Here is a 24,912-nt window from a genome sequence, read left to right as displayed (position 1 = left end):
AAATGGGACACGTATTAAAAATTAATCCAGTTTTTAAAGAAATGATTTGGGGAGGTCATAAATTAAGAGATGTTTATGGCTATGATATTCCTAGTGACAATACTGGTGAGTGTTGGGCAATCTCAGCTCACAAAAATGGAGATTGCACTATTAGTGATGGAGAATTTGCTGGAAAGACATTATCTAGTTTATGGGATGAACATCGAGAGTTATTTGCTAATATTGAAGGTGACCAATTTCCATTATTGGTAAAAATTATTGATGCTTGTAACGATTTATCTGTTCAAGTTCATCCAAATGATGAATACGCTAAAGCTCATGAAAATTCTTTAGGTAAAACAGAATGCTGGTATGTTCTAAATACCGATGAAGGAACAAAAATGGTAATGGGACACCATGCTAAGACTAAAGAAGAGTTAGTAAAAGCGATTGAAAATGATGACTACGACAATCTGTTAAATAAATTTGATATCAAAGAAGGAGACTTCTTCTATATTCCTTCAGGTACGATTCATGCTATTTGCAGTGGTTCATTAATTTATGAAGCACAACAATCTTCAGATATTACATATCGTGTTTATGATTATCATCGTAAAGATGCTCAAGGAAATGAACGTCAATTGCATGTACAACAATCGATTGATGTTGCAACAGTTCCATATGTTCCACTTGCGGCGGATAGTATGGTTGAAACAGCAATTGAAAATGGAACGAGGACGAAGTTGGTATCAAGTGAATTTTTTACAGTTAATAAATACGAAATGACTGGTAAAAATACGATTGTTAATGATAAACCATTCCAATTAGTCACTGTTATTAAAGGTAATGGTGTTATTAATGGGAATAGTGTAAAAATGGGCGATAACTTTGTAGTTTGTGCTGATCAAGATGCCGTAGAATATGATGGTACAATGACAGTTATGATCTGTACATTATAATGTATTGTTCGAACTGTAATCATGAATTTAAAGCAGCTTCTTTTGCCTATAAAGCAAGACAAAGATGTCCTGAGTGTGGAACGTTGATGCAAATCCAGTTTCCTTCGGGAATGGGGTTCATTCCTATCATTGTTGCAATACTTCCAGCAGTATATATGGTTTCAGTACTGCAATTTGATTTATTGGTTGGATTAAGTGTCTTTATTCTTGTTTATTGGCCAATTGAAGTTATTATGAATATCTTATTAATATATTTTGATAAATACCGCCTATATGAAGTAGATCAGTGATCTACTTTTTTTGAACAATAATGTAATAAATCATTGGCGGAAATAATGACTAAATGGGAACTTTGTGATAGAATGTTGACGATAACGATTAAGTGAGGTAAATTATGGCACATTTGAAATTTAAATTTGAAACATTAAATGCTTTTTGTAATGAAGCATTTGAAAAATTCGGTTTTACAAGTGATGAAAGCAAAACAATCACAGATGTATTATTATTGTCAGACGTATATGGAATTGAGTCACATGGTATGCAGCGGCTTTCACGGTATCACAAAGGGATTGAAAAAGGCATGATTAAGGTTGATGCAAAACCTGAGATTGTTTTTGAAACCCCTGTTTCGGCAGTGATTGATGGTCATGCTGGAATGGGCCAATTGATTAGTAAATTTGCAATGGAAAAATGTATTGAAAAAGCTAAAACAGTAGGGATGGCAATTGTAACGGTAAGAAATTCTAATCATTATGGAATTGCTGGTTATTATGCAAAAATGGCTTGTGACGAGGGATTAATGGGGATGTCATTTACTAACTCAGAAGCTATTATGGTTCCTACTTTTGCCCGTAAAGCAATGCTAGGATCTAATCCTATTGCTTTAGCAATGCCAGCTAAACCATATCCATTCTTTTTTGATGCTTCTACTACAGTAGTTACTCGTGGTAAGTTAGAAATGTATCGAAAAGCTGAAAAAGAATTACCAAATGGATGGGCACTAGATAAAGATGGTAATCCTTCTATAGATGCACCAGATGTTTTAGACAACATTGCTAATAAAATCGGTGGTGGGATTATGCCTTTAGGTGGTTCAACGGAACAATTAGGAAGCCATAAAGGATATGGTTATGGAATGTTCTGTGAGATTTTCTGTTCTATTTTATCACAAGGACTGACTTCGAATCATACACATACAAATGGCATTGGGGGAACATGTCATGGATTTATTGCTATTGATCCTAAAATATTTGGAAACCCAGAAGATATTGAGACACATTTTTCAACGTTCCTGCAAGAATTAAGGGATGCTCCAAAAGCTGAAGGACAACCGCGTATATATACTCATGGTGAAAAAGAAGTTGAGGCTACAAAAGATCGCATGGAAAATGGAATTGACGTTGATGTCAAGACAGTATTAGAGATGAAGGATCTATCTAACTTTGTTGGTGTTGATTTTGAAAAATACTTTGGTAAATTAGATATTGAAGATAATGATTATAAAACGGTTTATTAATTATTAGGAGAGAAAGATGAAATTTAAGTGTATACATTGTAATATTAATATTACAGATATCAATAAAAGTGTTGCTTTTTACCAAAAGGCTTTAGGTTTAAAAGTCGAAAGAACTAAAGAAGCTAATGATGGTAGTTTTATTTTAACTTATCTTGGTGATGGTTTAAGTAATTTTCAAATTGAGTTAACTTGGTTAAGGGATCATCCGCAAGCTTATGAATTAGGTGAAAATGAAAGTCATATTTGTTTTGAAGTAGATGATTTTGATCAAGCTTATCAGTTACATAAGGAAATGGGATGTATATGTTTTGAAAATAAGGCAATGGGATTATATTTTATTAATGATCCTGATGATTATTGGATTGAAATTATTCCTAAAAAATAGACTGTATTTTTTTGTATATTTATTTGCTTAATCTTGTTTAAAGAGTTATTATAGATAGGTAATATAGAAGATATTATGGGAAATGAAATATTGAGATGTTTCTGGGAATTAGCAATTTGGGTGTTAATACTGAAATGATTTGTTCTATAATTATCCCTATGTCATAAATCAATATATACTAGTATTAGCGAGCTAATAAAAAATATATCCATTAAGGATATATTTTTTGTTATTCAATAATTTTTTTAAAAAGTCGATCAAAATCTGGTTTGATTTTTTTTAAATTAATTGGTCGTCCACTCCGATCAGTAAAACAATGATTAGAGTTGCCAGTAGTACAAAGTGTATGTTTTTGATTATATATCTTATATTCACAGGCGAAGCGGACACCAGTATATTTAGTTATTTTAACTTCAATTATAGCAAGGTCATCAAAATACATCATTTTTTGATAATTACAATTAATTGATAAAACAGGAGAAATGATACCTTCTTCTTCCATTTTTTTATATGTTAAACCAATTTGGTTCATATAATCGATTCTTGCTTCTTCAAACCAGCGAATATAGTTAGAGTGATGAATAATTCCCATTTGATCGGTTTCATAGTATTTAGCATTATGTAAATAAGGTCTAATCATCATTGTTATCACCAATAATAAATATTTCCCCTTCATTATTTATCTTTAAAATATTATTATACTGTTTCAAAGGTTCGTGATTGAGATATTTAAGCATCATTTTAGGATTATCAGTAAAATGCATTGGCAAAACATATTTTGTTTTAATATTTTTTAAAATATGCTCCATACCCCACCAGCTACTTTCTTCAAGACGAGGGTCTAGAGGAATCATCATTAAATCAAAATGAATATCTTTAATTTTACTAATTTCTTTTTTAAAAGTTCCAGCTTGATATTTGTTGTCAGCCTCAGGTTCACCAATCCAGTGCCACCAGTGTAAATCACCAGCATGATAAATTTGTTTATTTTCAACCTTTACAACAAAAGCTACACCTGCATCTGTTGATAATAGGGTTTGAATATACAAATCATCAATTTCATATATTTCGCTAGGGCGAACTTTAATTCCAGTATTATTGATTTTTCGGTCGATAATATAAGTGATTTTAGGATGGTTGATTTGATAAATTGCAGGATTGTAGTGGTCATGATGAAAATGAGAGACAAAGACATATAATGGTTTATTTTGATTAAGCGGGGGAATTGTTCCTTGATAATAATCGAATAGTAAAATATGCTTATCCAATTCAACTAAAAACCCACTGTTATAAATATAAGTTACTTGCATAAAATACCTCCTTGTAAAAAAAGGGAGAATTATTCTCCCTCGTCGTAATTTGCAACATTATGATAAATTTGATCAACATCATCACAATCATTAAGATTATTCATTAAACGTTCAAATAATTCCATATCTTCACCTTCAAGTTCAACAGTGTCTTGTGGTAAAGTCTGAATTTCATCTATTTCAAATTCAATATCAGATTTAATACCTTCAATTGCCTCTTTGATTTTATATAAATCAGTTGGTTCACCAATAATTTTGATAGTTCCATCTTCTTCACTAACAATATCTTGAGCATCAACTTCAGCCATGACTAAAGCATCTAAAACAGTTTCTTCATCTAGTCCTTTAAAAGCAACGACGCTGATAACGTCATATAAATATGAAACAGATCCTTCATTTCCTAATTTTGCTTTTGACTTTGTAAAAGCAGGACGTACTGATGAAATAGTACGATTAATATTATCAGTTAGACATTTAACGATTAAAGTAGCTCCACCATTAGCATACCCTTCAAATACTTTTTCTTCATAATTTTCAGTAACACCACTTTTTACTTTATCAATTGCTCTTTTAATAACATCAGCGGGTACTTGTTCTTTTTTAGCTTTTTCAATTAAACGACGTAATGCTAAGTTACCATCTGGTTCAGGTCCACCTGCTTTTGCAGCTAAGTAAATCTCTTTACCATAACGTGAGTACAATTTAGCTTTTTTTGCTGCTGTTTTTGCCATTGCAACTTTGCGCACCTCATGTGCTCTACCCATAAATAACTCCTCCTTAAAGTGATAAATTCTTTTAAATTATACACTTATCGATTAATATTATCAAGGGGCGTTTTAAATGAGATAAATATTCTGATTTTATGAGGAAAAAGCAGAGTTTAATAGATAAAAAGCAGTTGTTTTAAAATAATCAAAAAGGTTTCATGGAATAAAATAGTAGTTCATCCTTTTCTAATTCAAAAGAACTCTGCTAAAAACATTAAGATTAGTTTTAAATAAATAGCGAGTATGCTATAATCTAGGCATTAAAAGGAGCAATGTATGGAAACAACAGTAATTATTGGAGCTGGAGCTAGTGGACTGATTTGTGGTCATGAACTAGCTAAAAGTAATCATAATGTAATTATTCTTGAACAATCAAATAAGGCAGGACGAAAAATTTTAGCTAGTGGTAATGGTCGCTGTAATTTATCTAATACTAATTTAGATATGTATTTTTACAATACTGATGAATCCAAGATTAAGAGGATTATTCATGCCTTTGATGCAAGAAAATATTTTAACCAAATTGGAGTAATGACTCGACAGGTGGGAACACTTCTTTATCCGCGTTCTAATCAAAGTTTAACCGTAAAAAATGCTTTAATGAATAATTTTGATCAAGTTGCTTTAATTGAAGAGTGTCAGGCTAAAAATATTATCGTTAAAAAGGATGGGTATATAGTTAAAACTAATAAAGGTGAATACTTTTGTAATAATATTGTTATTGCAACAGGCTCACCTGCTTCTTTATTATCAGGCAAAAATAGTTATGATTTGGTTAAATTGCTTGATTTAAAGGTGACAAAGTTGTATCCTAGTCTAGTTCAAATAAAAACCAAACCAGCCTACCGAAGCTTAAAAGGCGTTCGAACTAAATGTAAAGCGAGTTTATTAGTAGATGGAAAATTAATTGAAAGTCAAAATGGTGAAGTGTTATTTAGTGATAATGGGTTATCAGGAATATGTATTATGCAGTTATCACGATTATTATCACGTTATTGCGGAAATAAAGAGATTAGTTTAGATCTAATGGAGGAATATACTAGCCAAGAATTAGAACGATTTTTAAAAGAGCGGCATGATAGATTTGGTCATTATTATTTAGAAGGAATCTTCAATGATAAATTAGCTAAAATATTAAAAGATATTGATAATTTAAAAGATATCCGCTTTAAAATTATCGATACATATGATTACAGTAAAGCTCAAGTTATGAGTGGTGGGGTTAGTTTGGATGAAATAGATGAAAATTTGGAAGTGATTAAATACCCTGGAATATATTTGGCTGGGGAGCTTTTAGATGTTGATGGTGATTGTGGCGGATATAATTTACATTTTGCTTTTGCTTCAGGCCATCATATCGCTAAAACAATAATGAATAAGCAGGTAAAAAAATGTTATTAATAAATAATGTAAAAGTTCCTTTGGAACTGGCAGATTATCGAAAAATAATCTCACAACAATTAAATATTTCTAAAAATAAAATATTTGACGTTAAACTAGTTAAACAGGCTGTTGATGCAAGAAGAAAAAACAAAGTTCACTTTGTTTGTAGTTTTAATTTTACTGTCGAGAATGAAGATTTAATGATAAAAAAATATCCTAAATTAAACTTATCAAAAGTAGTTGCTTATGACTATCCGGTTTTAAAATCAACTGACGAGCATATTGTAGTAGTAGGCAGTGGTCCCGCTGGACTTTTTTGCGCTTATAATTTGGCGCGGGCTCATCAAAAGGTAACATTGATTGAACGTGGCAATGCGGTTGAACAGAGGAAAGAAGATATCGATAACTTTTTTAAAACAGGGAAATTAAGTCCTGATAGTAATGTTCAATTTGGGGAAGGGGGAGCAGGAACTTTTAGTGATGGCAAATTAACAACTGGGGTTAAGGATAAACGAAAAAAATTTATTCTTGAAACCTTTGTTAAGCATGGTGCTGAAAGTGATATTTTATATGTAAATAAGCCACATGTAGGGACTGATTATTTAATTAAGGTTGTTAAAAGTATGCGTGAGACGATTATTGCTAATGGTGGTGAAGTGTTATTTGAGACAAAATTAGTTGATGTTAATTTAGCAGATGATCAGCTAGTAAACATTGTTGTTGAAAAAAATAATATTAAAACTACGATGGAATTAGATAAATTAGTTCTAGCAATTGGTCATAGTGCTCGAGACACTTATGAAATGCTATATCAAAAAGGAATAAAAATGGAGCAAAAATCATTTGCGGTAGGACTTCGAATTGAACACTTGCAGTCATTCATAAATGAGCATCAATATGGTAAATATGCGAATCATCCAAGTTTAAAAGCTGCTGATTATAAATTAGCGGTCAAAACTAGTAATGGTCGTGGAGTATATACTTTTTGTATGTGTCCGGGAGGTAAAGTTATAAACTCAAGTAGTGAGGCTGGTGGAATCGTTGTTAATGGAATGAGTAATCAAGCTCGTGATGAAGCAAATGCTAATAGTGCAGTTCTGGTTACTGTGGGACCTGAAGATTTTGCTAGTTCGCATCCATTAGCTGGTATTACCTATCAACGAGAATTAGAACAAAAAGCTTTTGAATTAGGTGGTAAAGATTATAGTGTGCCAGTCATGAGGGTTGAAGATTATTTAAATGATACTCTGGATTTAAAAATGGAAGAAGTAAGCTGCAGTGTTCAACCAAATGTGAGATATGCTAAATTAAGTCAAATATTTAGTAATGAGGTCAATCTTGCTTTAAAAGAAGGATTACAATTAATGAATCATAAATTTACAGGGTTTACAGAAAAAGCAATGCTTTCAGGAGTTGAATCTAGAAGTTCAGCACCAGTACGCTTATATCGTGATGAAAATTTTCAAAGTAATATTAAGGGAATCATGCCGATTGGTGAAGGCGCTGGGTATGCTGGTGGAATTATGTCTAGTGCAATAGATGGTTTAAAATGTAGTGAATTTATTTTAAAAGGGGAATAGATAAGGAATGTCAATAATAGAAATAGCCCTCATTGGAGTGGGCTTAGCAATGGATGCTTTTGCAGTTTCAATCTGTAAAGGTTTAGCAATGCGAAGAATGAACTATAAAAAAGCTATTATCATTGCTGCTTTTTTCGGGGTGTTTCAAGCTTTAATGCCGGCATTAGGTTATGTTTTAGGAACAACATTTGCCAATAAGATTGCAGCTATTGATCACTGGATTGCTTTTATCTTATTAGCTTTAATCGGGGCGAATATGATTAAAGAAGCATTATCAAGTGATGATGATGAATGTCAAGATGATAGTTTGAGATTAGGGGATTTGATCATGTTGTCAATTGCTACCAGCATAGATGCCCTAGCTGTTGGCATTACTTTTGCGTTCTTTAATGTGTCATTATTGCTTTCAGTAAGCATGATTGGAATTATTACCTTTATTATTTGTGTAATTGGGGTCAAAGTTGGTAATGTATTTGGTGAAAAATATAAGAGTAAAGCAGAATTAGCCGGTGGATTAATATTAATTGTGATGGGCGCAAAAATATTAATTGACCACTTGTTCTTTTAGGAGGATAAAAAATGAAGGTCTCGACTTTAAAGATGCATCATGAGCACCATCCTATGCGACCAACAAGACAGATTGCCATTAGCTTTTTAGCAGTTATCTTAATTGGTTCAGTTTTGTTAATGCTGCCAATTTGTAATAATACAACACCGACAGCATATTTAAATAATTTATTTATTGCTACTTCAGCAACTTGTGTAACAGGATTAGTACCTGTAGTAACAAGTGAACAGTTCAATATATTAGGACAAATCGTTATTATTATTTTAATTCAAATTGGTGGGTTAGGTTTTTTGACTTTTTTAAATTTATTATTAATAATGGTCAAAAAGAAAATATCTCTTACAAATAAGTTGGTTTTACAAGAAGCTTTAAATCAGCCATCGTTAAATGATCTGCCTAAGTTTGTAAAAAATGTAATTAAATATACATTTATTGTTGAAGGGTTAGGTGCAATCATTCTAGCATTTGTATTTATTCCTGATTTTGGAATCGTGAAAGGAATTTATTATTCAATCTTTCACTCGATTTCAGCATTTTGTAATGCTGGATTTGATGTGCTAGGAGCTAACTCATTGATTGGATATCAAAATAATCTGATTATCAATTTGGTTATTCCAGGTTTGATTATAATGGGTGGTCTTGGATTTGTTGTTTGGTTTGATGTTGCTCATTGTATAAAAAAAGAGTATGGAAAACGGTCGAAATTTAGTAAAAAACATTTATTTAAAAGTTTTTCATTACATACAAAACTGGTTATTATTGCAACAGTAGTATTGTTATTAGCAGGAGCTGTTTTATTTTATTTGTGTGAATTTAATAATATCAAAACAATTGGAGGACTACCTCTATTTGATCAAATACAGATTTCTTTTTTTCAATCAGCAACTCTTAGAACGGCTGGGTTTGCTTCAGTTGACATGGCAAGTTTACATCCTTCAACGAAGTTGATGATGTGTGTATTGATGTTTATTGGTGGTTCACCTGCAGGTACTGCTGGAGGAATCAAAACAGTAACGTTTGCAATAGGTGTATTAGAAGTATACAATATTTATCATGGACGCAAAGAAGTAACAGCTTTTTCAAGAAGAATTCCTAAACGTTTAATTGTGCGTTCATTTGCGATTATTTCTATGGCATTAGCAATTGTATTTTTAAGTATATTTGCTTTGAGTATTACCGAACAGGCACCATTTATTGATATTTGTTTTGAGGTTGTTTCTGCAGGAGCAACGGTAGGATTAAGTGCTTCACTAACACCGTATTTAAGTGTTTTCGGTAAAATTGTAATAATTATGTTGATGTATATTGGTCGAATCGGACCAATTACAATGATGATTTCTTTTGCAAGAAAATCATATATGCAAGCAAGTAAAAAAGAGGTAAGGTATCCTGATGGGAATATCTTATTAGGATAAAAAGAGGGTATAAAGATGAATAGTAAACAATATGCAGTATTAGGATTAGGAATTTTCGGTTCAACAGTCGCAACAACATTGGCAGAATATGGCTGTGAGGTTATTGCTGTTGATCAAGATGAATCATGTGTTGAGCGGGTAGCTGATGAAGTAACGAAAGCAGTTGTAGCGAATGTTACTGATCAAGAAGAGCTGCGAGCTATCGGTATTGAGGATATTGATGTTGCTATTGTTGCAATCGGAACACATTTGGAAGAAGCTGTTTTAGCAACTATGAATTTAAAAGAATTGGGTGTTCCATATGTTATTGCCAAGGCTAAAAATAAACAATTTATGAAAATTCTTGAAAAGGTAGGGGCTAATAAAGTTATTCGTGCTGAAAAAGATATGGGACTTAAAGTAGCTAAGAGTTTATTGAGAAAAAGTATTGTTGACTTAGTTGAACTTGATGAAGATTATTCAGTAGTTGAAATTAAAGCACCACTTGATTGGGTAGGAAAGAATTTTATTGATTTAAATATTCGTCGTGTTTATAATATGAATATTATTGGAATCAAACATGGTGATGAAGATCATCTTTCTCTAGATGTTGCTCCAGAATATGTGATCCAAAATGGGGATCATTTCTTGGTAATTGGTAAGACTAAAGAACTGGAAAGATTCGATTATATGACTAAATAAGGACACTTTTTAAACTAAATCCTATAGAAAAGACACAAAATAAAGAGGAGTGTCATCTATAGGATTTAGTTTATTTAGTCCTTTTTTATTTTGTTATAAATGGTTTACGAAGGCTAATATAGGCTAAGTTATTTAAATTTATACTAATGAATCATAGTTAATGAAAATGAGAAATCTATTTTAAAATTAAATGATATAAAAATTGTTAATCTTATAAGAACTTATTAAGTCCTTGTAAAAATGTTTCAATTTGGTAAACTTCTTATGTATTTGCCGAATTCCTATTGAGAAATATAGGAAAATGGACTACAATTTGGTTATTATCAAGGGAGGCTATTCTTTATGAATGTTATAATTTTGGGTGCTGGTAAGGTTGGAAAAACTTTAATTAAGCATATGTCCAACGAGGATCATGATATTATTGTGATTGACCAGGATGCACAAAAAATAGAAGATGTAGTAAACTTATATGATGTCATTGGAGTTGTAGGTAATGGTGGTTCTTATGATATCTTGATGGAGGCAGGGGCAACTACAGCAAATTTGATTATTTGTGTTACTGCATCGGATGAATTAAATATCTTAGCTGGATTAATGGCAAAACAAATGGGGACTCGCCATACAATTGCTCGAGTAAGAAATCCCGATTATTCTAAACAACGTGATTTTATGCGTAATCAGTTAGGTTTTTCAATGATTATTAATCCTGAATTAGAAGCAGCAAATGAGATTAGAAGATCATTATCATTTCCTTCGGCGGTAAAGGTTGATACCTTTGCTCGTGGAAAAGTTGAATTGGCAGAATTTTATGTAGAAGAAGATAGTTATTTACGTGATATTCCGCTAAGTCAATTACATAGTATTACTAAGACTAATATTTTAGTATGTGCTGTAAGTCACAATGAAGAAGTAATTATACCAGATGGTAATTATATTATTAAACCAGGTGATCATTTATTTATTACAGGATCACATCGAGACTTATCAAGATTTTGTTTAGATATTGGCATTGTTACAAATAGGATAAAAAATGTTTTAATTGTTGGTGGAGGAAAGATTGCTTATTATTTAGCTAAACAGTTAGGGGTTCAAGGAATAAAAGTAAAAATCATTGAAAAGGATATTGAACATTGTCGTGTGCTTGCTAAAAAATTACCGTTTGTTACTGTTATTAATGCAGATGGAAGTGATGAAGAGGTATTATTAGAAGAAGGTTTAGAGACAACAGATGCTTTTTTAGCATTGACAGGGTTAGATGAAGAAAATTTAATTTTATCTTTGTATGCTAAAAATATTTATCATAAAAAGACTATTGCTAAAGTTACTCGGATGAGTTTTACAGGTCTTGCGGATAGTCTAAAGGTTGATAGTATCGTAGCTCCAAAGAAAATTATTGCTGGTCAAATAATTCGTTATGTTCGAGCAAAAATGAATAAAGATGATGATTCAAGTGTTAAAACTTTATATAAGATTGTAGATGGTGAAGTGGAAGCTAGTGAATTTATCGCTACACCTAAAATAACTTTTTTAGGAATGACGTTAAATGATTTGAATTTAAAGAATCATGTGTTAGTTGCTGCTATTTCCCGAGAAAATGAAACAATTGTACCTAAGGGGGATACGACGATTGAATTAGGGGATCATTTAGTCATTATTTCTCGTGGTGAGACAATGAAAAGTCTAAATGATATTATAAGGAGATAAGCAGGATGAATAAAAAAATGATTGTTTTTACAATCGGTAAGTTATTAACAATTACCGGTTTATTAATGTTCATGCCAGTAATTGTCTCGTTGATTTATCAAGAAACAGAGGGGGTTTATTATGCGATACTTGGCATAATAATGCTGGCTTTAGGAATTCTAATTTCAAGAAAAGCTCCTCGTAAAAAGAATATTTATGCTCGTGAGGGTTTTGCTATCGTAGCATTGAGCTGGTTATTGATATCATTATTAGGGGCCATTCCGTTTTGTTTAACTGGTGAGATACCTTCATATGTAGATGCGGTGTTTGAAACTGTATCGGGTTTTACAACAACCGGATCTTCGATTTTATCCAATGTGGAGGCATTAAGCCATACAAGTTTATTTTGGCGAAGCTTTACACATTGGGTTGGAGGAATGGGGATTCTTGTGTTTGTAATCGCATTTATCCCGATTGCTTCAGGACGTTCATTACATATTTTACGAGCTGAGGTTCCTGGACCGGTGGTTGGAAAATTGGTTTCTAAAGTACGATTAACTGCACGAATCTTATATGTGATTTATGCAATTATGACGGTTATTGAAATAATTCTTTTACTATTTGGCGGAATGCCGTTATTTGATTGCATTTTGAATGCTTTTGGAACCGCTGGTACAGGAGGGTTTGGAATTAAAAACGCAAGTATCGCTGCTTATGATAGTGCTTATATTGATGGTGTGATAACTGTTTTTATGATCTTATTTGGAATTAATTTTAACTTGATTTATTTCTTCATTTTAGGGCGAATCAAGGAAGTATTAAAAAGCGAAGAATTGCGCTGGTATTTGATTATAATTGTTGCTGCAATAGCTTTAATTACGATTAATATTTTACCATTATATGATTCAATCTTATCTGCATTCCGTTATTCAAGTTTCCAGGTTGGGTCAATCATAACGACGACAGGATTTGTAACTGCTGACTATGGGCAATGGCCAGTATTTTCACAAGTAATATTATTATCATTGATGTTTGTTGGTGCTTGTTCAGGCTCAACTGGTGGTGGAATCAAGGTATCAAGAATTGTAATTTATTTTAAAAATGCAAGAAATGAACTGCATAAATTATTACATCCCCATAGCGTTCGTGCAGTTGAATTTGAAAATCAACCGGTTGAAGATAATGTAATCAGAACGATTCATGCATATTTAGTCGTATATATTACGATATTTGCTCTATCGTTATTGATTTTAACATTTCTTAATCTTGATTTTAAAAGTGCTTTTTCAGCTATTGCTTCTTGTTTAAATAATATCGGTCCTGGTTTAGATGTTGTTGGACCAGTAAGTAATTTTGGTTCGTTGCCAGATGTTTCTAAAATAGTTTTAACTTTCGACATGCTGGCAGGACGTTTAGAACTTTTCCCAATGCTGCTTTTGTTTTCACCATCACTTTGGCGAAAGTAGCATAAATAAGAAAAAATCGTGTAGAATATAGAGAGGTGTTCCAATGAAAAAAGAAGAAATAGTCATAAAAAATGCATTACGAATGACTAAAGAGGCCGATGATCAGCTTTCTATCTATGCCACTAAAAATCGTGATTGTATAAAAGTAAAACAGACGATTAGAAATCGTGAAGAATTTGATATCCGATGGCCGTTTGAAGAAGACATTGATCGAATTTTATATTGTAAATCATATCAGCGATATGTTGATAAAACTCAAGCATTATCTTTTTTTAATAATGCTCATATTTCAAAGCGTTCTATTCATGTCCAATGGGTGAGTCGGATTGCTCGTCAGATTGGTCGTGGTCTTGCTTTAAATCAAGATTTGATTGAAGCGGCGGCTTTAGGACATGATCTAGGCCATGCACCATATGGACATGTTGGAGAAAAAGCTCTTGATAAAATTCTGCAGATAAAGGGATTTGGATATTTTGCCCATAATGCTAATAGTGTACGGAATATTCTTTTTATTGAACGCGATGGAATCGGTTATAATGTCTCTTTACAAGTGTTAGATGCGATTCTGTGTCATAACGGTGAAATGTTATCGAAAAAATATATGCCGGATTATGATAAAACTATTGCGCAATTTTGGCAGGAATATGAAGATTGTTGGCACCAAAAGAATACTAGCTTAATTATTCGTCCAATGACATTAGAAGGCTGTGTTGTTCGGGTGTCAGATGTTATCTCATATATTGGTAAAGATATTGAAGACGCAATTAAAGTAGGAATCATTAAACAGTCTGATCTTCCTAAAGAGGTAACTGATATTTTAGGTTTTGATAATAAATCAATGATAAATCGATTGATTGGAGATATTGTTATTCATAGTTATGGAAAGCCATATCTTCGCTTTTCTAATGAAGTGTTTAGTGCTTTGAAAACTTTATTGAATTTTTTATCCAATCGGGTTCATCAACATCCGGTGCTAGTAAAAGAAAATACAAAATTAGTCCGAATGATTAATCAGTTATATCATGTTTATTATGATGAATTAACTGATCCTAATAATCATGATTGTAAAATAAAAGCATTTGTTAATAAGATGGCTCCGGCATATAGTAAAAATGATCCAGCATTAATAGTTGCTGACTATTTATCAATGATGACAGATTCTTATGTTTTAAATGAATATGAATCTATCTTCTTACCTATTCAACATAATGAAATACTTTAATTATTATATTTGTACTATCTTTTGAAAAATCGTAGTATAATATATGTATAAGAAGTATAAGGAGGAGTTAATATGAAACTTATAATCGCAATTGTTAATTCAGATGACAGCTCATCGGTTCAAGGAGCTCTTACTGAAGGCGGATACTTCGTAACTAAATTATCTACTACTGGGGGATTTTTGAAAAAAGGAAATACAACATTTTTTGTTGGAACTAATGATGATAAAGTAGAAGACTGTATTTCTATTATCAAAGCACATTCAAAGAAACGGGTAGAAAAAGAACCTACTGTTCCTCCAACAGAGATGGGAGAATTCTTTACACCAATTATGGTTGATGTTTTAGTTGGTGGGGCAACCGTATTTGTTTTAAATATTGATCAATTTGAAAAATTCTAAAAAAAGAAGTGGCTTAGCCACTTCTTTTATTCTATAATGTTCTAAGGTGGAGAATATGGAATATAGAATATTAAAAGAAAATGAAATAAAAGAAGCAATTGAATTAGTTGCACGAGTAGCTAAAAAAGATATTTATAAAGACTTTGATCAAGAGGGAATTAATAGTTTTAATCAAGTAAATTGTGATACATTTTATCGTAATAAACAAAATTTGACTTATATATGTTTAGAGAATAAAAAAATAATTGGGATTATTACACTTACTCAGGGAAAACATCTAAGTTTATTATTTGTTGATAATGATTATCAGGGAAATGGGATTGGAACAAAATTATTTGAGTTGATTGATAATTTGGCTTTAGCTGATCTTGAAGTTAATTCTGGAATTGGGGCTAAAGGATTTTATTTAAACTTAGGTTTTAAAATGGTCGGTGATCTAACTAAGAAAAATGGTATATTATATTATCCAATGCTTAAACAAAGGGTAGTCAATAAACGTTTTAATACTTATGATGAGGTAGTTAATTTTATAAATAGTCAAAAAGATCGGGTATACAGCCTTAATAATTTTAAACATTATATGGAAGATATAGGAAATCCTCAGTTATTTCTTGACTGTGTTCATATTGGTGGGACAAATGGAAAGGGTTCAACTACTAATTATATTAAAGAAGTTTTAAAACAGGCGGGATATAGGATTGCAACATTTACCTCACCAGCACTATACTCAAGATTAGATATTATTCGTATCAATGACCAGTTCATTGATGAAGAAACAATGGTTAGATATGCAAATCGATATGTGGAACTATGGTTAAAATATGAAATCTCAATGTTTGAAATTGAAGTATTTATTGCAATTATGTATTTTATTGAGCAGAATGTCGATTTTGCGTTATTTGAAGTAGGATTAGGCGGTTTATTGGATGCAACGAATATCATTATGCCTAAATTAGCAATCAATACTAATATTGGTTTAGATCACGTTGATTATTTAGGTCATGATTATCAAAGTATTGCTTTAAATAAAGCTGGAATTGTTAAAGAAGGAATTGATTACTTAACCGGGGAAACAAAGGAAGAATGTTTGGCTGTATTTAGAGATGTTTGTTTAAAACATCATAGTGAGCTTATAACTTTAAAACCAATAACTAAAATTATTGATGGGAATAATGTTAGTTATCATTATCGTGATTATGATATTATTCTTGATACACCGGCTTTATATCAGATTAATAATAGTGCTTTAGCACTAGAAGCACTGATATATTTAAAAGAACATCAATTTGTTGATTTTAGTGATGATGATTTACTTCAGGGAATGTATAATGCTCGCTGGGCTGGTAGATTTGAAATAATTAATATTGAACCTTTGATTATTATAGATGGTGCTCATAATAAAGAAGGAATTGATGCTTTCTATGAATGTGCTAAAAAATATGACAATATAAAAATAATCTTTAGTGCTTTACGGGATAAAGATTATAAACATATGATTGAAAAATTGTTAGAATTAACTAAAGATATAACTATTTGTGAATTTGAACATGTTCGAGCTAGTGATGCTAAGACATTAGCAAATGGCTTTGATGTTAAAATTGAGCCAAATTTTAAAACAGCGATTGATAAGGCTTTTACTCATGAGGGGACAGTATTTGTAACGGGATCGTTATATTTCATCTCTAAGGTAAGGGAATATATAATTGATAGAAGTTAGAATCAGGTAATACTGATTCTTTTTTTGCTAAAAAAATTTCATAATGAGTTTTATTTATTATTTTTAATTAGATATGATATAATAATACAAAGATAGGAGGAATGACATGACGTTATTTTTATTATTGATTGCAGTAGTAGTAATTGTGTGTATTCTTGCAACAAGGCTTTCATCTAAATTTGGAGTACCAACTTTATTGATTTTTATTTTGTTGGGAATGGTATTTGGAAGTGATGGCTTGTTTAAAATCAGCTTTGATGATTTTATTATAAGTGAGCAAATTTGTACATTTGCATTAATTTATATTATGTTTTATGGTGGTTTTTGTTTGAATTTTAATAGTGCTAAACCGGTACTTATTAGAGCAACGATAATGTCGACACTTGGCGTTATTTTAACTTGTGGCTTTGTTGGTTTATTTTGTTATTGGGTATTGCACACTAGTTTAATTGAAGGGATGCTGATTGGAGCAGTAACGGCTTCAACTGATGCGGCTTCAGTATTTAGTATTTTAAGAATGAAGCGTTTAAATCTAAAAGCAGGTATTGCTCCATTGCTTGAAATGGAAAGTGGAAGTAATGATCCTACAGCATATATGCTGACAATTATTATTTTGACCCTTTTATCAAGCGGGAAAACTAATATTTATATGCTTATTTTTAGTCAGATAATATTCGGGATTATTAGTGGTGTAGTAATTGGTCTTTTAGCAAAAAATTATTTAGATAAGATTCAATTAAATGAAGTTGGCTTAAAATCGATTTTTGTAGCTGCTCTAGCATTGTTAGCATATGCATTACCAGTAGCACTGAATGGAAATGGTTTTTTAAGTGTTTATCTATTTGGAATAATATTAGGAAATAGTCGTTTAAAAAAGAAAGTTTCACTAGTTCATTTTTTTGACAGTATTTCTCATATGATGCAGATCTTGTTGTTTTTCTTACTAGGTTTATTGTCTTTCCCGTCACAAATTCCCGATATAATAGGCTCTGCTATCCTAATTACACTATTTTTAACTTTTGTTGCGCGTCCGTTAACGGTATTTATCTGTTTAACGCCGTTTAGAGTACCGTTTAAACAACAATTGTTTATTTCCTGGTGTGGTTTAAGAGGTGCGGCTTCGATTGTTTTTGCAATCATGACAGTGGTATCACCTGCATATACGAATAATGACATTTTTCATATTGTCTTTTTCGTTGCTTTACTTTCAATAACATTTCAAGGGAGTCTATTGCCTTTAGTAGCAAAATGGCTCAAAGTGGAAGATGATCAAAATGATACAATGAAAACATTTAATGATTATAGTGATGATAGCTCATTTGAATTAATTCGAGTTTATTTGAGTGATGATCATCCATGGATAAATCAAACATTAATTGATATTGTAATGCCGACTAATATGTTAGTTGCTACAATTATTCGCGATAATCAGATGATCTTACCTAAAGGGACAACAAGGGTTTTAAAAGGTGATCTATTGATTATGTGTGCACCAGGTTACGAAGGAAATGATATTTATTTAGATGAGGAATACATTGAAGAGCATCATCATTGGATCGATTGTACTCTAGCGATGATCAATCCTCGTAATAAGTTTTTAGTAGTCTTAATTAAACGTGATAATAAAATGATTATCCCTGATGGTAAAACACGGATAAAACGTGATGATATGCTTGTAATTTGTAAAAAGGAGTACTTAGGCTTTGTTGATGAATAATTAAATATGTTGAAGTGTCTGCTAATTTGTAGTATTATTTCCATTGTATACAATCTTGTATATAATTTAGAAAAAGGGGGAGTCTACTTTTTAGTAGCAATCGCATGTACGGTCAGTGATCGGAATTAACGCCTGTGGACTAGAAATGAGGTTGAAGCAGGAAAGATTGTAAATAAGTAGCAATCAAGTTATGATTCAAATTATTTGCGGAATTATTTTAGTTTTAATTGGAATTTTTGTATTTTGGAAATTTCCAATTAAGAGTGATACTAAATCACTCACATTAGCAGCTTTATTTATTGTTTTAGCCGCTATTTTAAAAAGGTTATCGATTATGATACCTTTGTTTGGTTTTGAGAGTCTAAAAATCTCAATTGAAGTAATCCCAATGCTTTTAGCAGGGATAATACTTGCACCAGGATATTGTTATATAATTGGTCTTGCTGTTGATTTAGTTGGATTAATTGTGACACCAACGGGATTTCCTTTTTTAGGATTTACTTTGAGTGCGGTATTACAATGTTTGATTCCATCCATTGTAGTTGCCACGATTAAAGAAAATTATATGAATTATTTAGAAAAGGCAATCCAAGTAATTTTAATTTTTTTAGGAATAGGGGCTTGCTTTTATGTATTTAGTTTAGATCAAGTAGTTATTTCTAAGAATGTTGTAGACATTACACTTAATTTTAAAATAATAATTAGTGTGGTTTGTATTGTGATGATAAGTGTCTTGTTTACTGTTATGCGTTATTATAAAAAGAAATTAAATGATCAGGAATATCATTTGTTTAATCTGTGGTTGATTTCGGTAGTATTAGTTGAAATGGTAATTACATTTATGTTAACGCCTTATTGGTTACAAGTTATGTATGGAATTCCATTTACATTATCGTTATTTATCCGAGTCATTAAAGAATGTATCATGATTCCAGTAGATATCATTTTAGGATATAGTGTTTTAAGAGTGTTAAAACGCCTATAAGAGTCAGTTTTGACTCTTTTTTGTTTAATTTTTTTTAATATGGAAAAAATATTGTGAGGTGAATAATATGAATACATCACAGTATAATGAAATTGCTGAAGATTTAAAACCCCAAAAACAAGTGGGGAAGCATTGTTTAAGTGCATTTATTTATGGTGGCATTATCGGTGCTGTCGGTCAAGGCATTTTAGAGTTTTACATGTATATTTTTGATGTGAGTGAAAAAGAAGCAACACCAATGATGATTATTACGATTGTTTTGGCTGCTGCTATTTTGACAGGATTGGGAATATATGATCGAATTGGAAAAAAGGCAGGAGCTGGAACTTTTATCCCAATTACTGGATTTGCTAATAGTATGACTTCTAGTGCCTTAGAAGCTAAAAGCGAAGGTTTAGTAACAGGTATAGGAGCTAATATGTTTAAATTAGGAGGAACAGTCATTACTTTTGGGATTGTTGCTTCGTTTGTGTTAGGAGGTATTCGTTATGTCATCAGTCTTATCTGGTAGTTCAATGCAGTTGAATAATGTTTATGTTAGAGCAACAGGAACAACGTGCGGGATTGACGAATTTAATGGACCGTTAGGTCAATATTTTGATAGACACTACCCTGATTTTCATTTTGGACATAAATCTTATGAATTAGCAGAAATGGCAATGCTTCAAGATGCGATTAGTCATGCTTTAAAAAAAGGAAAGTTGAAAAAAGATGACATTAATGTCTTTTTAGGTGGAGATTTAAATAATCAAGTCACTGCCAGTAATTACACTGCTAAAGATTTTCAAAGACCATTTATGGCGATGTATGGTGCTTGTGCAACAATGGGGCTAGTTATTAATACAGCCTCAATGTTAATTGAAAATCATTGTATTCATAATGCAAATTGTTTTGTTTGCAGCCATAATGCAACTGCTGAAAGACAATTTCGTTATCCAATTGAATATGGTGTCCAACGTAAAGAAACAATGACAACGACAGCTACAGGTGCAGTCAGTGTAATTCTTGATAATAATCCTAGCGCTGTTAGAATAGAAGCATTAACTATTGGTCGTGTTATTGATATGAACCAAAGTGATCCTAATGACATGGGAAGAGCAATGGCACCAGCAGCCTTTGATACATTAGTTAATCATCTAAAAGATTTAAACCGGCAAGGAACTGATTATGATTTGATTCTTACTGGTGATTTATCAACTTATGGGAAATCGATTATGAAGGAATTAATGAATGAAAATAGTGTTACCTATAATGAGTATGATGATTGCGGCTGTCTATTATATGATAGTGATCAAGATGTTAATCAAGGTGGGAGTGGGCCTTCGTGCAGTGCTTTAGTAGCATTTGGGTACATCTATCAGAAAATGTTAAAACATAAGTACAAGCGGGTTTTAGTGATTACAACAGGGGCATTATTGTCACCGGTTATGACTAATCAAAAACAAAGTATACCTTGTATTGCCCATGCCTTTAGTTTGGAGGTTGTTGAATAATGAATTATCTATTAGCATTTATTTTTTGTGGCTTTGTCTGTGTAATTGCACAGTTGATTTATGAATATTCAAAATTAACTCCTGGACATATTACGAGTCTATTTGTTGTTATTGGTGCTTTTTTAGATTTGTTTCATATCTATGATAAACTAGTTGAAATATTTCATGCAGGAGCATTATTGCCAATCACAAGTTTTGGTCATTCGTTGATGCATGGAGCGCTTGCAGCAACTAAAGAATTTGGCGTTTTTGGATTAGCGATGGGTATTTTTGATTTAACCGCAGCGGGTATTAGTAGTGCTATTTTATTTGCTTTTTTAGTTGCAATTTGTACTAAGCCAAAATCATGATCAATAACAATCCATCATTTGATTTAAATACCCGAACGCTTGATTTTGAAAATGAAAAAGTTACAATTAATTATGTTTCTAGTCTTTGCTCTGATGATCTAATTGCTTATTTAGTTGAAGGGATTACCAACCATCGTGGTGAAACATTAAAAGATTGCTTAAATAATGGTGATGTTAAAGACGAACCGGATTATCAAAAGGCCATGTATTCAATGTTAACTGGTTGTGCAATGATTAGTTATCGCAATAAAACTTATGTTTTAGATACTCGTCACTTTCCTAGTCGTTCTGTAGAAGAACCCGAGACAGAAAAAAGCGTCAGAGGCTCTAAAGATGGTTTTAATGAATCGATGCTGACTTGTGCGGGTTTGATTCGCCGACGAATTCGTACGATTGATCTAGTTATGAATAAACAGACGATTGGGAAAAATAATCCCTTAGATGTTTGTTTATGTTATTTAGATAGCACAGTTGATCAAACTATGCTGGAAACAGTATTACAACGTATAAAAGAAATTAAAAATGAAGATTTGGTCATGTCTGATCGTGCCGTTGAAGAGATGATCTTAGATCAAGGATATAATCCATTTCCACTTGTTCGATATAGTGAACGCCCGGATGTAGTAGCTACGCATATCCTTCATGGTCATATTGCTATTATTTGCGATACATCGTCTTCAGTAATGATGCTGCCGACCACATTATTTGAAATATTGGAGCATGTTGAGGAGCATCGTCAAACACCAATCATTGGGACTTTTATACGATTAATTCGTTGTAGTGCAGTATTAATTTCTATTTATTTAGTACCTTTATGGCTACTATTGACAAGTAAGGGGACTATTGATCTAGTCTTTTTAGGACAAGTCTTGCTTGTTGAATTAGCGATTGAGTTGTTACGGATTGCTACGATTCATACTCCTACCTCTTTGTCAAATGCGATGGGGATGATTGCCGCTGTATTATTAGGACAGTTTGCAATTGATTTAGGAATTTTTAGTGAAGAAATTTTATTATTCTGTGCAATTGGTGATGTCGGTGGTTTTGCAACCCCTAACTATGAGCTATCGCTTACTAATAAATATTTAAAAATATTTTTAATTATTTTTGTTGGTTTTTTAGGATGGATCGGTTTTGTCATTTATCATGTGATCTTAATTGGTTATTTAGTATCTTTAAAACCATTTGGGGTATCTTATTTATATCCTCTATATCCTTTTGATGGCAAAGAAATGCTTAATTTTATTATTCGTAAGCCCAAGACGAAAAGAGGCTCATAATAGACTATAACGTGATTTAAACGCTATAGTTTTTTGTTTGTTACGGTCCTAAAAGAATACTTCTAAAGCAATAATATATATGTTATAATAACAAATGCGTAATCGAAGTGAAGGAGGTATCGATAGTGGAATATCAAGTAATAATTGAAGATTTTCAAGGTCCATTAGATTTATTACTACATTTGATCAAGGAAAAAGAAATGGACTTAGAAAAATTAGAATTGTCTTTGATTGCAGATCAATATTTGCAATATATTCATGCTATGGATCCTTCTAAATTAGAAATCATGTCAGAGTATTTAGTGATGGCGGCAGATTTGATTGAAATGAAAAGTAAGATGCTGATTCCTAAAGAAAAGGTGACAATTAATGATGAATATCAAGAAGACCCTCGTGAAGCTTTGATCAAACGACTAATCGAGTATAAGCGTTATAAAGATGTTTTAGATGAAATTCGTGATAAATATGAACAGCGTCAAACAGTTATTATTAAACCGGCAGAGTCAATGGACGAGTATGTTGTGGATACTAGTTCAATGATTCCTGAAGGATTAGAAGTTTATGATTTAATGAAAGCAATGCAAAAAATGTTTCAGCGAAAAGCAATGATGAAACCACTGGATACACATATTGCTAAAAAAGATATTTCAATTGATGAAAGAACAGCTCAAATACGAAATTATTTTAAAACAAGAGTAAATAAGAAAGTTAAATTTGAGGAATTATTTGACCGTCATGACCGTTTCTATTTTATTGTAACTTTTATTTCAATATTAGTTTTAGCTAAAGATAAAGAAGTAGAGATTATTCAAGATGGGTTATTTGAAGAAATATATGTAGAGGGGAAAGTTTAATGGAACAAAATAATTATTTAGATATTATTGAGGGTATGTTGTATCTAGCTGGTGATGATGGTGTTGATATTAAACAAGTAGCCGGAGTATTAGAAATAAGTAAAAAAGAAGCAACGCTATTAATGGATCAATTTACAGAAATTTATGGGAATAAAGCTTTAAAGGGGATTGTTCTAGTTAATTTTGGCGGACGTTATAAATTAGCTACTAATGCTGATTACTTTATTTATTATCAAAAGATGGTCGAACAAAGCAGTGCTAGTTTATCGAATGCTGCTTTAGAGACATTAGCAATTATTGCTTATAATCAGCCCATTACACGGGCTGGAGTTGAAGATATTCGTGGAGTTGGATGCGATGCAATGATTCGTAAGCTCGTAGCTAAAGCCTTGATCAAAGAGGTTGGGCGAGAGGATACTCCGGGAATGCCTATTTTGTATGGTGTAACTGATGAGTTCATGGATACTTTTGGTTTAACAACACTTGAAGAATTACCAGATCTAGCTGACATTGTTGAAGTGGATGAACAAGAGGATATATTTGCTACACGATATCGTGAAGATACTAGTGACGATATTTCAAAGGCAGAAAGTGAATTAAATGAAACTGTTTAAGCATTTTAAAACAATTACAAAACATAAATTTTATGTAATGAAATTATGTTTCAGATTTGGTTTGTATAAACAAGGGTTAAAACATGATTTATCTAAATATTCTTGGACTGAATTAGTAACAGGTGCTAAATATTATTTGGGCTATAAATCACCAAATAGTAATGAACGTGATACTATTGGTTATAGCAGTGCCTGGCTGCATCACAAAGGACGTAATAAACATCATTGGGAATATTGGATCGATTTTACTAGCAAAGGAATTATCGCCATTGAAATGCCAATTAATTATGTTGTTGAAATGTTTTGCGACCGTGTTGCTGCAACGATGGTTTATCAAGGAACTCAGTTTAATTTTAAAGCACCACTTGATTATTATAATAAGACGCATCACTATTATGTGATTAATGAAAATACAGATAGAATCTTGAGAGATATGCTTGAACGCTTGGCGAATTCTAATTTAGATGAAACAATTGAATATATTAAAGAAAAATATTTAAGAAATCATTAAACTGTTCTTATAGAATAGCTACAAAATAAAAAGGAATATCGTCTATGAGAGATATGAAGTGAACCCAAATTATTAGGT

General features: G+C 31.8%; 26 protein-coding genes. 23 read left to right on the top strand and 3 right to left on the bottom strand.

The features are described from left to right. The first annotated feature begins 2 nt into the window (after positions 1–2). The 4 genes from EYR00_RS09915 (at position 3) to EYR00_RS09900 (ending at position 2,839) form a co-directional block, all read left to right on the top strand. Entirely contained in the window at positions 3–938 is a 936-nt protein-coding gene (locus tag EYR00_RS09915) for a type I phosphomannose isomerase catalytic subunit (protein WP_003536574.1), read from the top strand. Further along, entirely contained in the window at positions 938–1,228 is a 291-nt protein-coding gene (locus EYR00_RS09910) for a hypothetical protein (protein ID WP_003536575.1), read from the top strand. The genes EYR00_RS09915 and EYR00_RS09910 overlap by 1 nt, the downstream gene beginning before the upstream one ends. A 104-nt stretch (positions 1,229–1,332) precedes the next feature. Further along, a complete protein-coding gene (locus EYR00_RS09905; protein ID WP_003536576.1) occupies positions 1,333–2,454 on the top strand; it encodes an Ldh family oxidoreductase in 1,122 nt (373 codons plus the stop codon). A gap of 16 nt (positions 2,455–2,470) precedes the next feature. Continuing rightward, entirely contained in the window at positions 2,471–2,839 is a 369-nt protein-coding gene (locus EYR00_RS09900; protein ID WP_003536577.1) for a VOC family protein, read from the top strand. A 229-nt stretch (positions 2,840–3,068) separates the two neighbouring features. Here EYR00_RS09900 and EYR00_RS09895 read toward each other — a convergent pair whose 3' ends face one another. Genes EYR00_RS09895 through EYR00_RS09885 form a run of 3 tightly spaced genes read right to left on the bottom strand, consistent with a single transcriptional unit; the run spans position 3,069 to position 4,913 of the window. Beyond that, positions 3,069–3,482 (bottom strand): acyl-CoA thioesterase, encoded by a 414-nt coding sequence (locus tag EYR00_RS09895; RefSeq protein ID WP_003536578.1) that lies wholly within the window; start codon positions 3,480–3,482, stop codon positions 3,069–3,071. After that, positions 3,472–4,149, bottom strand: a complete 678-nt coding sequence (locus tag EYR00_RS09890; RefSeq protein WP_003536579.1) for an MBL fold metallo-hydrolase — start codon at positions 4,147–4,149, stop codon at positions 3,472–3,474. The genes EYR00_RS09895 and EYR00_RS09890 overlap by 11 nt, the downstream gene beginning before the upstream one ends. A 29-nt stretch (positions 4,150–4,178) precedes the next feature. After that, a complete protein-coding gene (locus EYR00_RS09885; protein WP_003536580.1) occupies positions 4,179–4,913 on the bottom strand; it encodes a YebC/PmpR family DNA-binding transcriptional regulator in 735 nt (244 codons plus the stop codon). Between the two features lie 279 nt (positions 4,914–5,192). Between EYR00_RS09885 and EYR00_RS09880 the strand changes: the two genes are divergently transcribed. The 19 genes from EYR00_RS09880 to EYR00_RS09790 all read left to right on the top strand — a co-directional run bounded on the left by EYR00_RS09880 (position 5,193) and on the right by EYR00_RS09790 (position 24,834). Beyond that, on the top strand, positions 5,193–6,317 hold the full coding sequence (locus tag EYR00_RS09880; RefSeq protein ID WP_003536581.1) for an aminoacetone oxidase family FAD-binding enzyme: 1,125 nt from the start codon (positions 5,193–5,195) through the stop codon (positions 6,315–6,317). After that, positions 6,308–7,879: an NAD(P)/FAD-dependent oxidoreductase gene (locus tag EYR00_RS09875; RefSeq protein WP_003536582.1), complete on the top strand. Its 1,572-nt coding sequence runs from the start codon at positions 6,308–6,310 to the stop codon at positions 7,877–7,879. The genes EYR00_RS09880 and EYR00_RS09875 overlap by 10 nt, the downstream gene beginning before the upstream one ends. Positions 7,880–7,886: 7 nt before the next feature. Next, positions 7,887–8,447 (top strand): manganese efflux pump MntP, encoded by a 561-nt coding sequence (locus tag EYR00_RS09870; RefSeq protein WP_003536583.1) that lies wholly within the window; start codon positions 7,887–7,889, stop codon positions 8,445–8,447. Between the two features lie 11 nt (positions 8,448–8,458). Next, positions 8,459–9,862 carry a TrkH family potassium uptake protein gene (locus tag EYR00_RS09865; protein ID WP_003536584.1) on the top strand — a complete coding sequence of 468 codons (1,404 nt, stop codon included), beginning with the start codon at positions 8,459–8,461 and terminating at the stop codon, positions 9,860–9,862. Positions 9,863–9,877: 15 nt separating this feature from the next. Continuing rightward, positions 9,878–10,543, top strand: a complete 666-nt coding sequence (locus EYR00_RS09860; RefSeq protein WP_003536585.1) for a potassium channel family protein — start codon at positions 9,878–9,880, stop codon at positions 10,541–10,543. 342 nt (positions 10,544–10,885) lie between these two features. Further along, the gene (trkA, locus tag EYR00_RS09855) at positions 10,886–12,247 is read left to right on the top strand and encodes a Trk system potassium transporter TrkA (RefSeq protein WP_003536586.1); all 1,362 of its coding nucleotides are present in this window, start codon (positions 10,886–10,888) and stop codon (positions 12,245–12,247) included. Between the two features lie 5 nt (positions 12,248–12,252). Continuing rightward, entirely contained in the window at positions 12,253–13,692 is a 1,440-nt protein-coding gene (locus EYR00_RS09850; RefSeq protein WP_003536587.1) for a TrkH family potassium uptake protein, read from the top strand. Positions 13,693–13,735: 43 nt separating this feature from the next. Next, the gene (locus EYR00_RS09845) at positions 13,736–14,914 is read left to right on the top strand and encodes a deoxyguanosinetriphosphate triphosphohydrolase family protein (RefSeq protein WP_003536588.1); all 1,179 of its coding nucleotides are present in this window, start codon (positions 13,736–13,738) and stop codon (positions 14,912–14,914) included. Between the two features lie 72 nt (positions 14,915–14,986). Then, positions 14,987–15,313, top strand: coding sequence for a cyclic-di-AMP receptor (locus EYR00_RS09840; protein WP_003536589.1), 327 nt, complete (start codon positions 14,987–14,989; stop codon positions 15,311–15,313). Positions 15,314–15,368: 55 nt separating this feature from the next. Next, positions 15,369–17,030, top strand: a complete 1,662-nt coding sequence (locus EYR00_RS09835) for a GNAT family N-acetyltransferase (RefSeq protein ID WP_003536590.1) — start codon at positions 15,369–15,371, stop codon at positions 17,028–17,030. Positions 17,031–17,136: 106 nt separating this feature from the next. Next, positions 17,137–18,747, top strand: a complete 1,611-nt coding sequence (locus EYR00_RS09830; RefSeq protein ID WP_003536591.1) for a potassium/proton antiporter — start codon at positions 17,137–17,139, stop codon at positions 18,745–18,747. Positions 18,748–18,937: 190 nt separating this feature from the next. Continuing rightward, entirely contained in the window at positions 18,938–19,732 is a 795-nt protein-coding gene (locus EYR00_RS09825) for a folate family ECF transporter S component (RefSeq protein WP_003536592.1), read from the top strand. A gap of 67 nt (positions 19,733–19,799) precedes the next feature. Further along, positions 19,800–20,243 (top strand): stage V sporulation protein AC, encoded by a 444-nt coding sequence (gene spoVAC, locus EYR00_RS09820; protein ID WP_003536593.1) that lies wholly within the window; start codon positions 19,800–19,802, stop codon positions 20,241–20,243. After that, positions 20,221–21,225: a stage V sporulation protein AD gene (locus EYR00_RS09815; protein WP_008791436.1), complete on the top strand. Its 1,005-nt coding sequence runs from the start codon at positions 20,221–20,223 to the stop codon at positions 21,223–21,225. The genes spoVAC and EYR00_RS09815 overlap by 23 nt, the downstream gene beginning before the upstream one ends. Beyond that, positions 21,225–21,575 carry a stage V sporulation protein AE gene (gene spoVAE / locus EYR00_RS09810; RefSeq protein WP_003536595.1) on the top strand — a complete coding sequence of 117 codons (351 nt, stop codon included), beginning with the start codon at positions 21,225–21,227 and terminating at the stop codon, positions 21,573–21,575. The genes EYR00_RS09815 and spoVAE overlap by 1 nt, the downstream gene beginning before the upstream one ends. After that, a complete protein-coding gene (locus tag EYR00_RS09805) occupies positions 21,572–22,855 on the top strand; it encodes a spore germination protein (protein ID WP_003536596.1) in 1,284 nt (427 codons plus the stop codon). Before spoVAE ends, EYR00_RS09805 begins: the two co-directional genes overlap by 4 nt. Before the next feature lie 125 nt (positions 22,856–22,980). Beyond that, a complete protein-coding gene (locus EYR00_RS09800) occupies positions 22,981–23,709 on the top strand; it encodes a segregation and condensation protein A (RefSeq protein ID WP_003536597.1) in 729 nt (242 codons plus the stop codon). Then, entirely contained in the window at positions 23,709–24,323 is a 615-nt protein-coding gene (gene scpB / locus EYR00_RS09795; RefSeq protein WP_003536598.1) for an SMC-Scp complex subunit ScpB, read from the top strand. The genes EYR00_RS09800 and scpB overlap by 1 nt, the downstream gene beginning before the upstream one ends. After that, positions 24,310–24,834 carry a DUF5662 family protein gene (locus EYR00_RS09790; protein WP_003536599.1) on the top strand — a complete coding sequence of 175 codons (525 nt, stop codon included), beginning with the start codon at positions 24,310–24,312 and terminating at the stop codon, positions 24,832–24,834. Before scpB ends, EYR00_RS09790 begins: the two co-directional genes overlap by 14 nt. Positions 24,835–24,912 lie beyond the last annotated feature (78 nt).

The organism is Thomasclavelia ramosa DSM 1402 (assembly GCF_014131695.1).
Taxonomy (GTDB): domain Bacteria; phylum Bacillota_I; class Bacilli_A; order Erysipelotrichales; family Coprobacillaceae; genus Thomasclavelia; species Thomasclavelia ramosa.
This window is presented reverse-complemented; position numbering and strand designations above follow the sequence as displayed.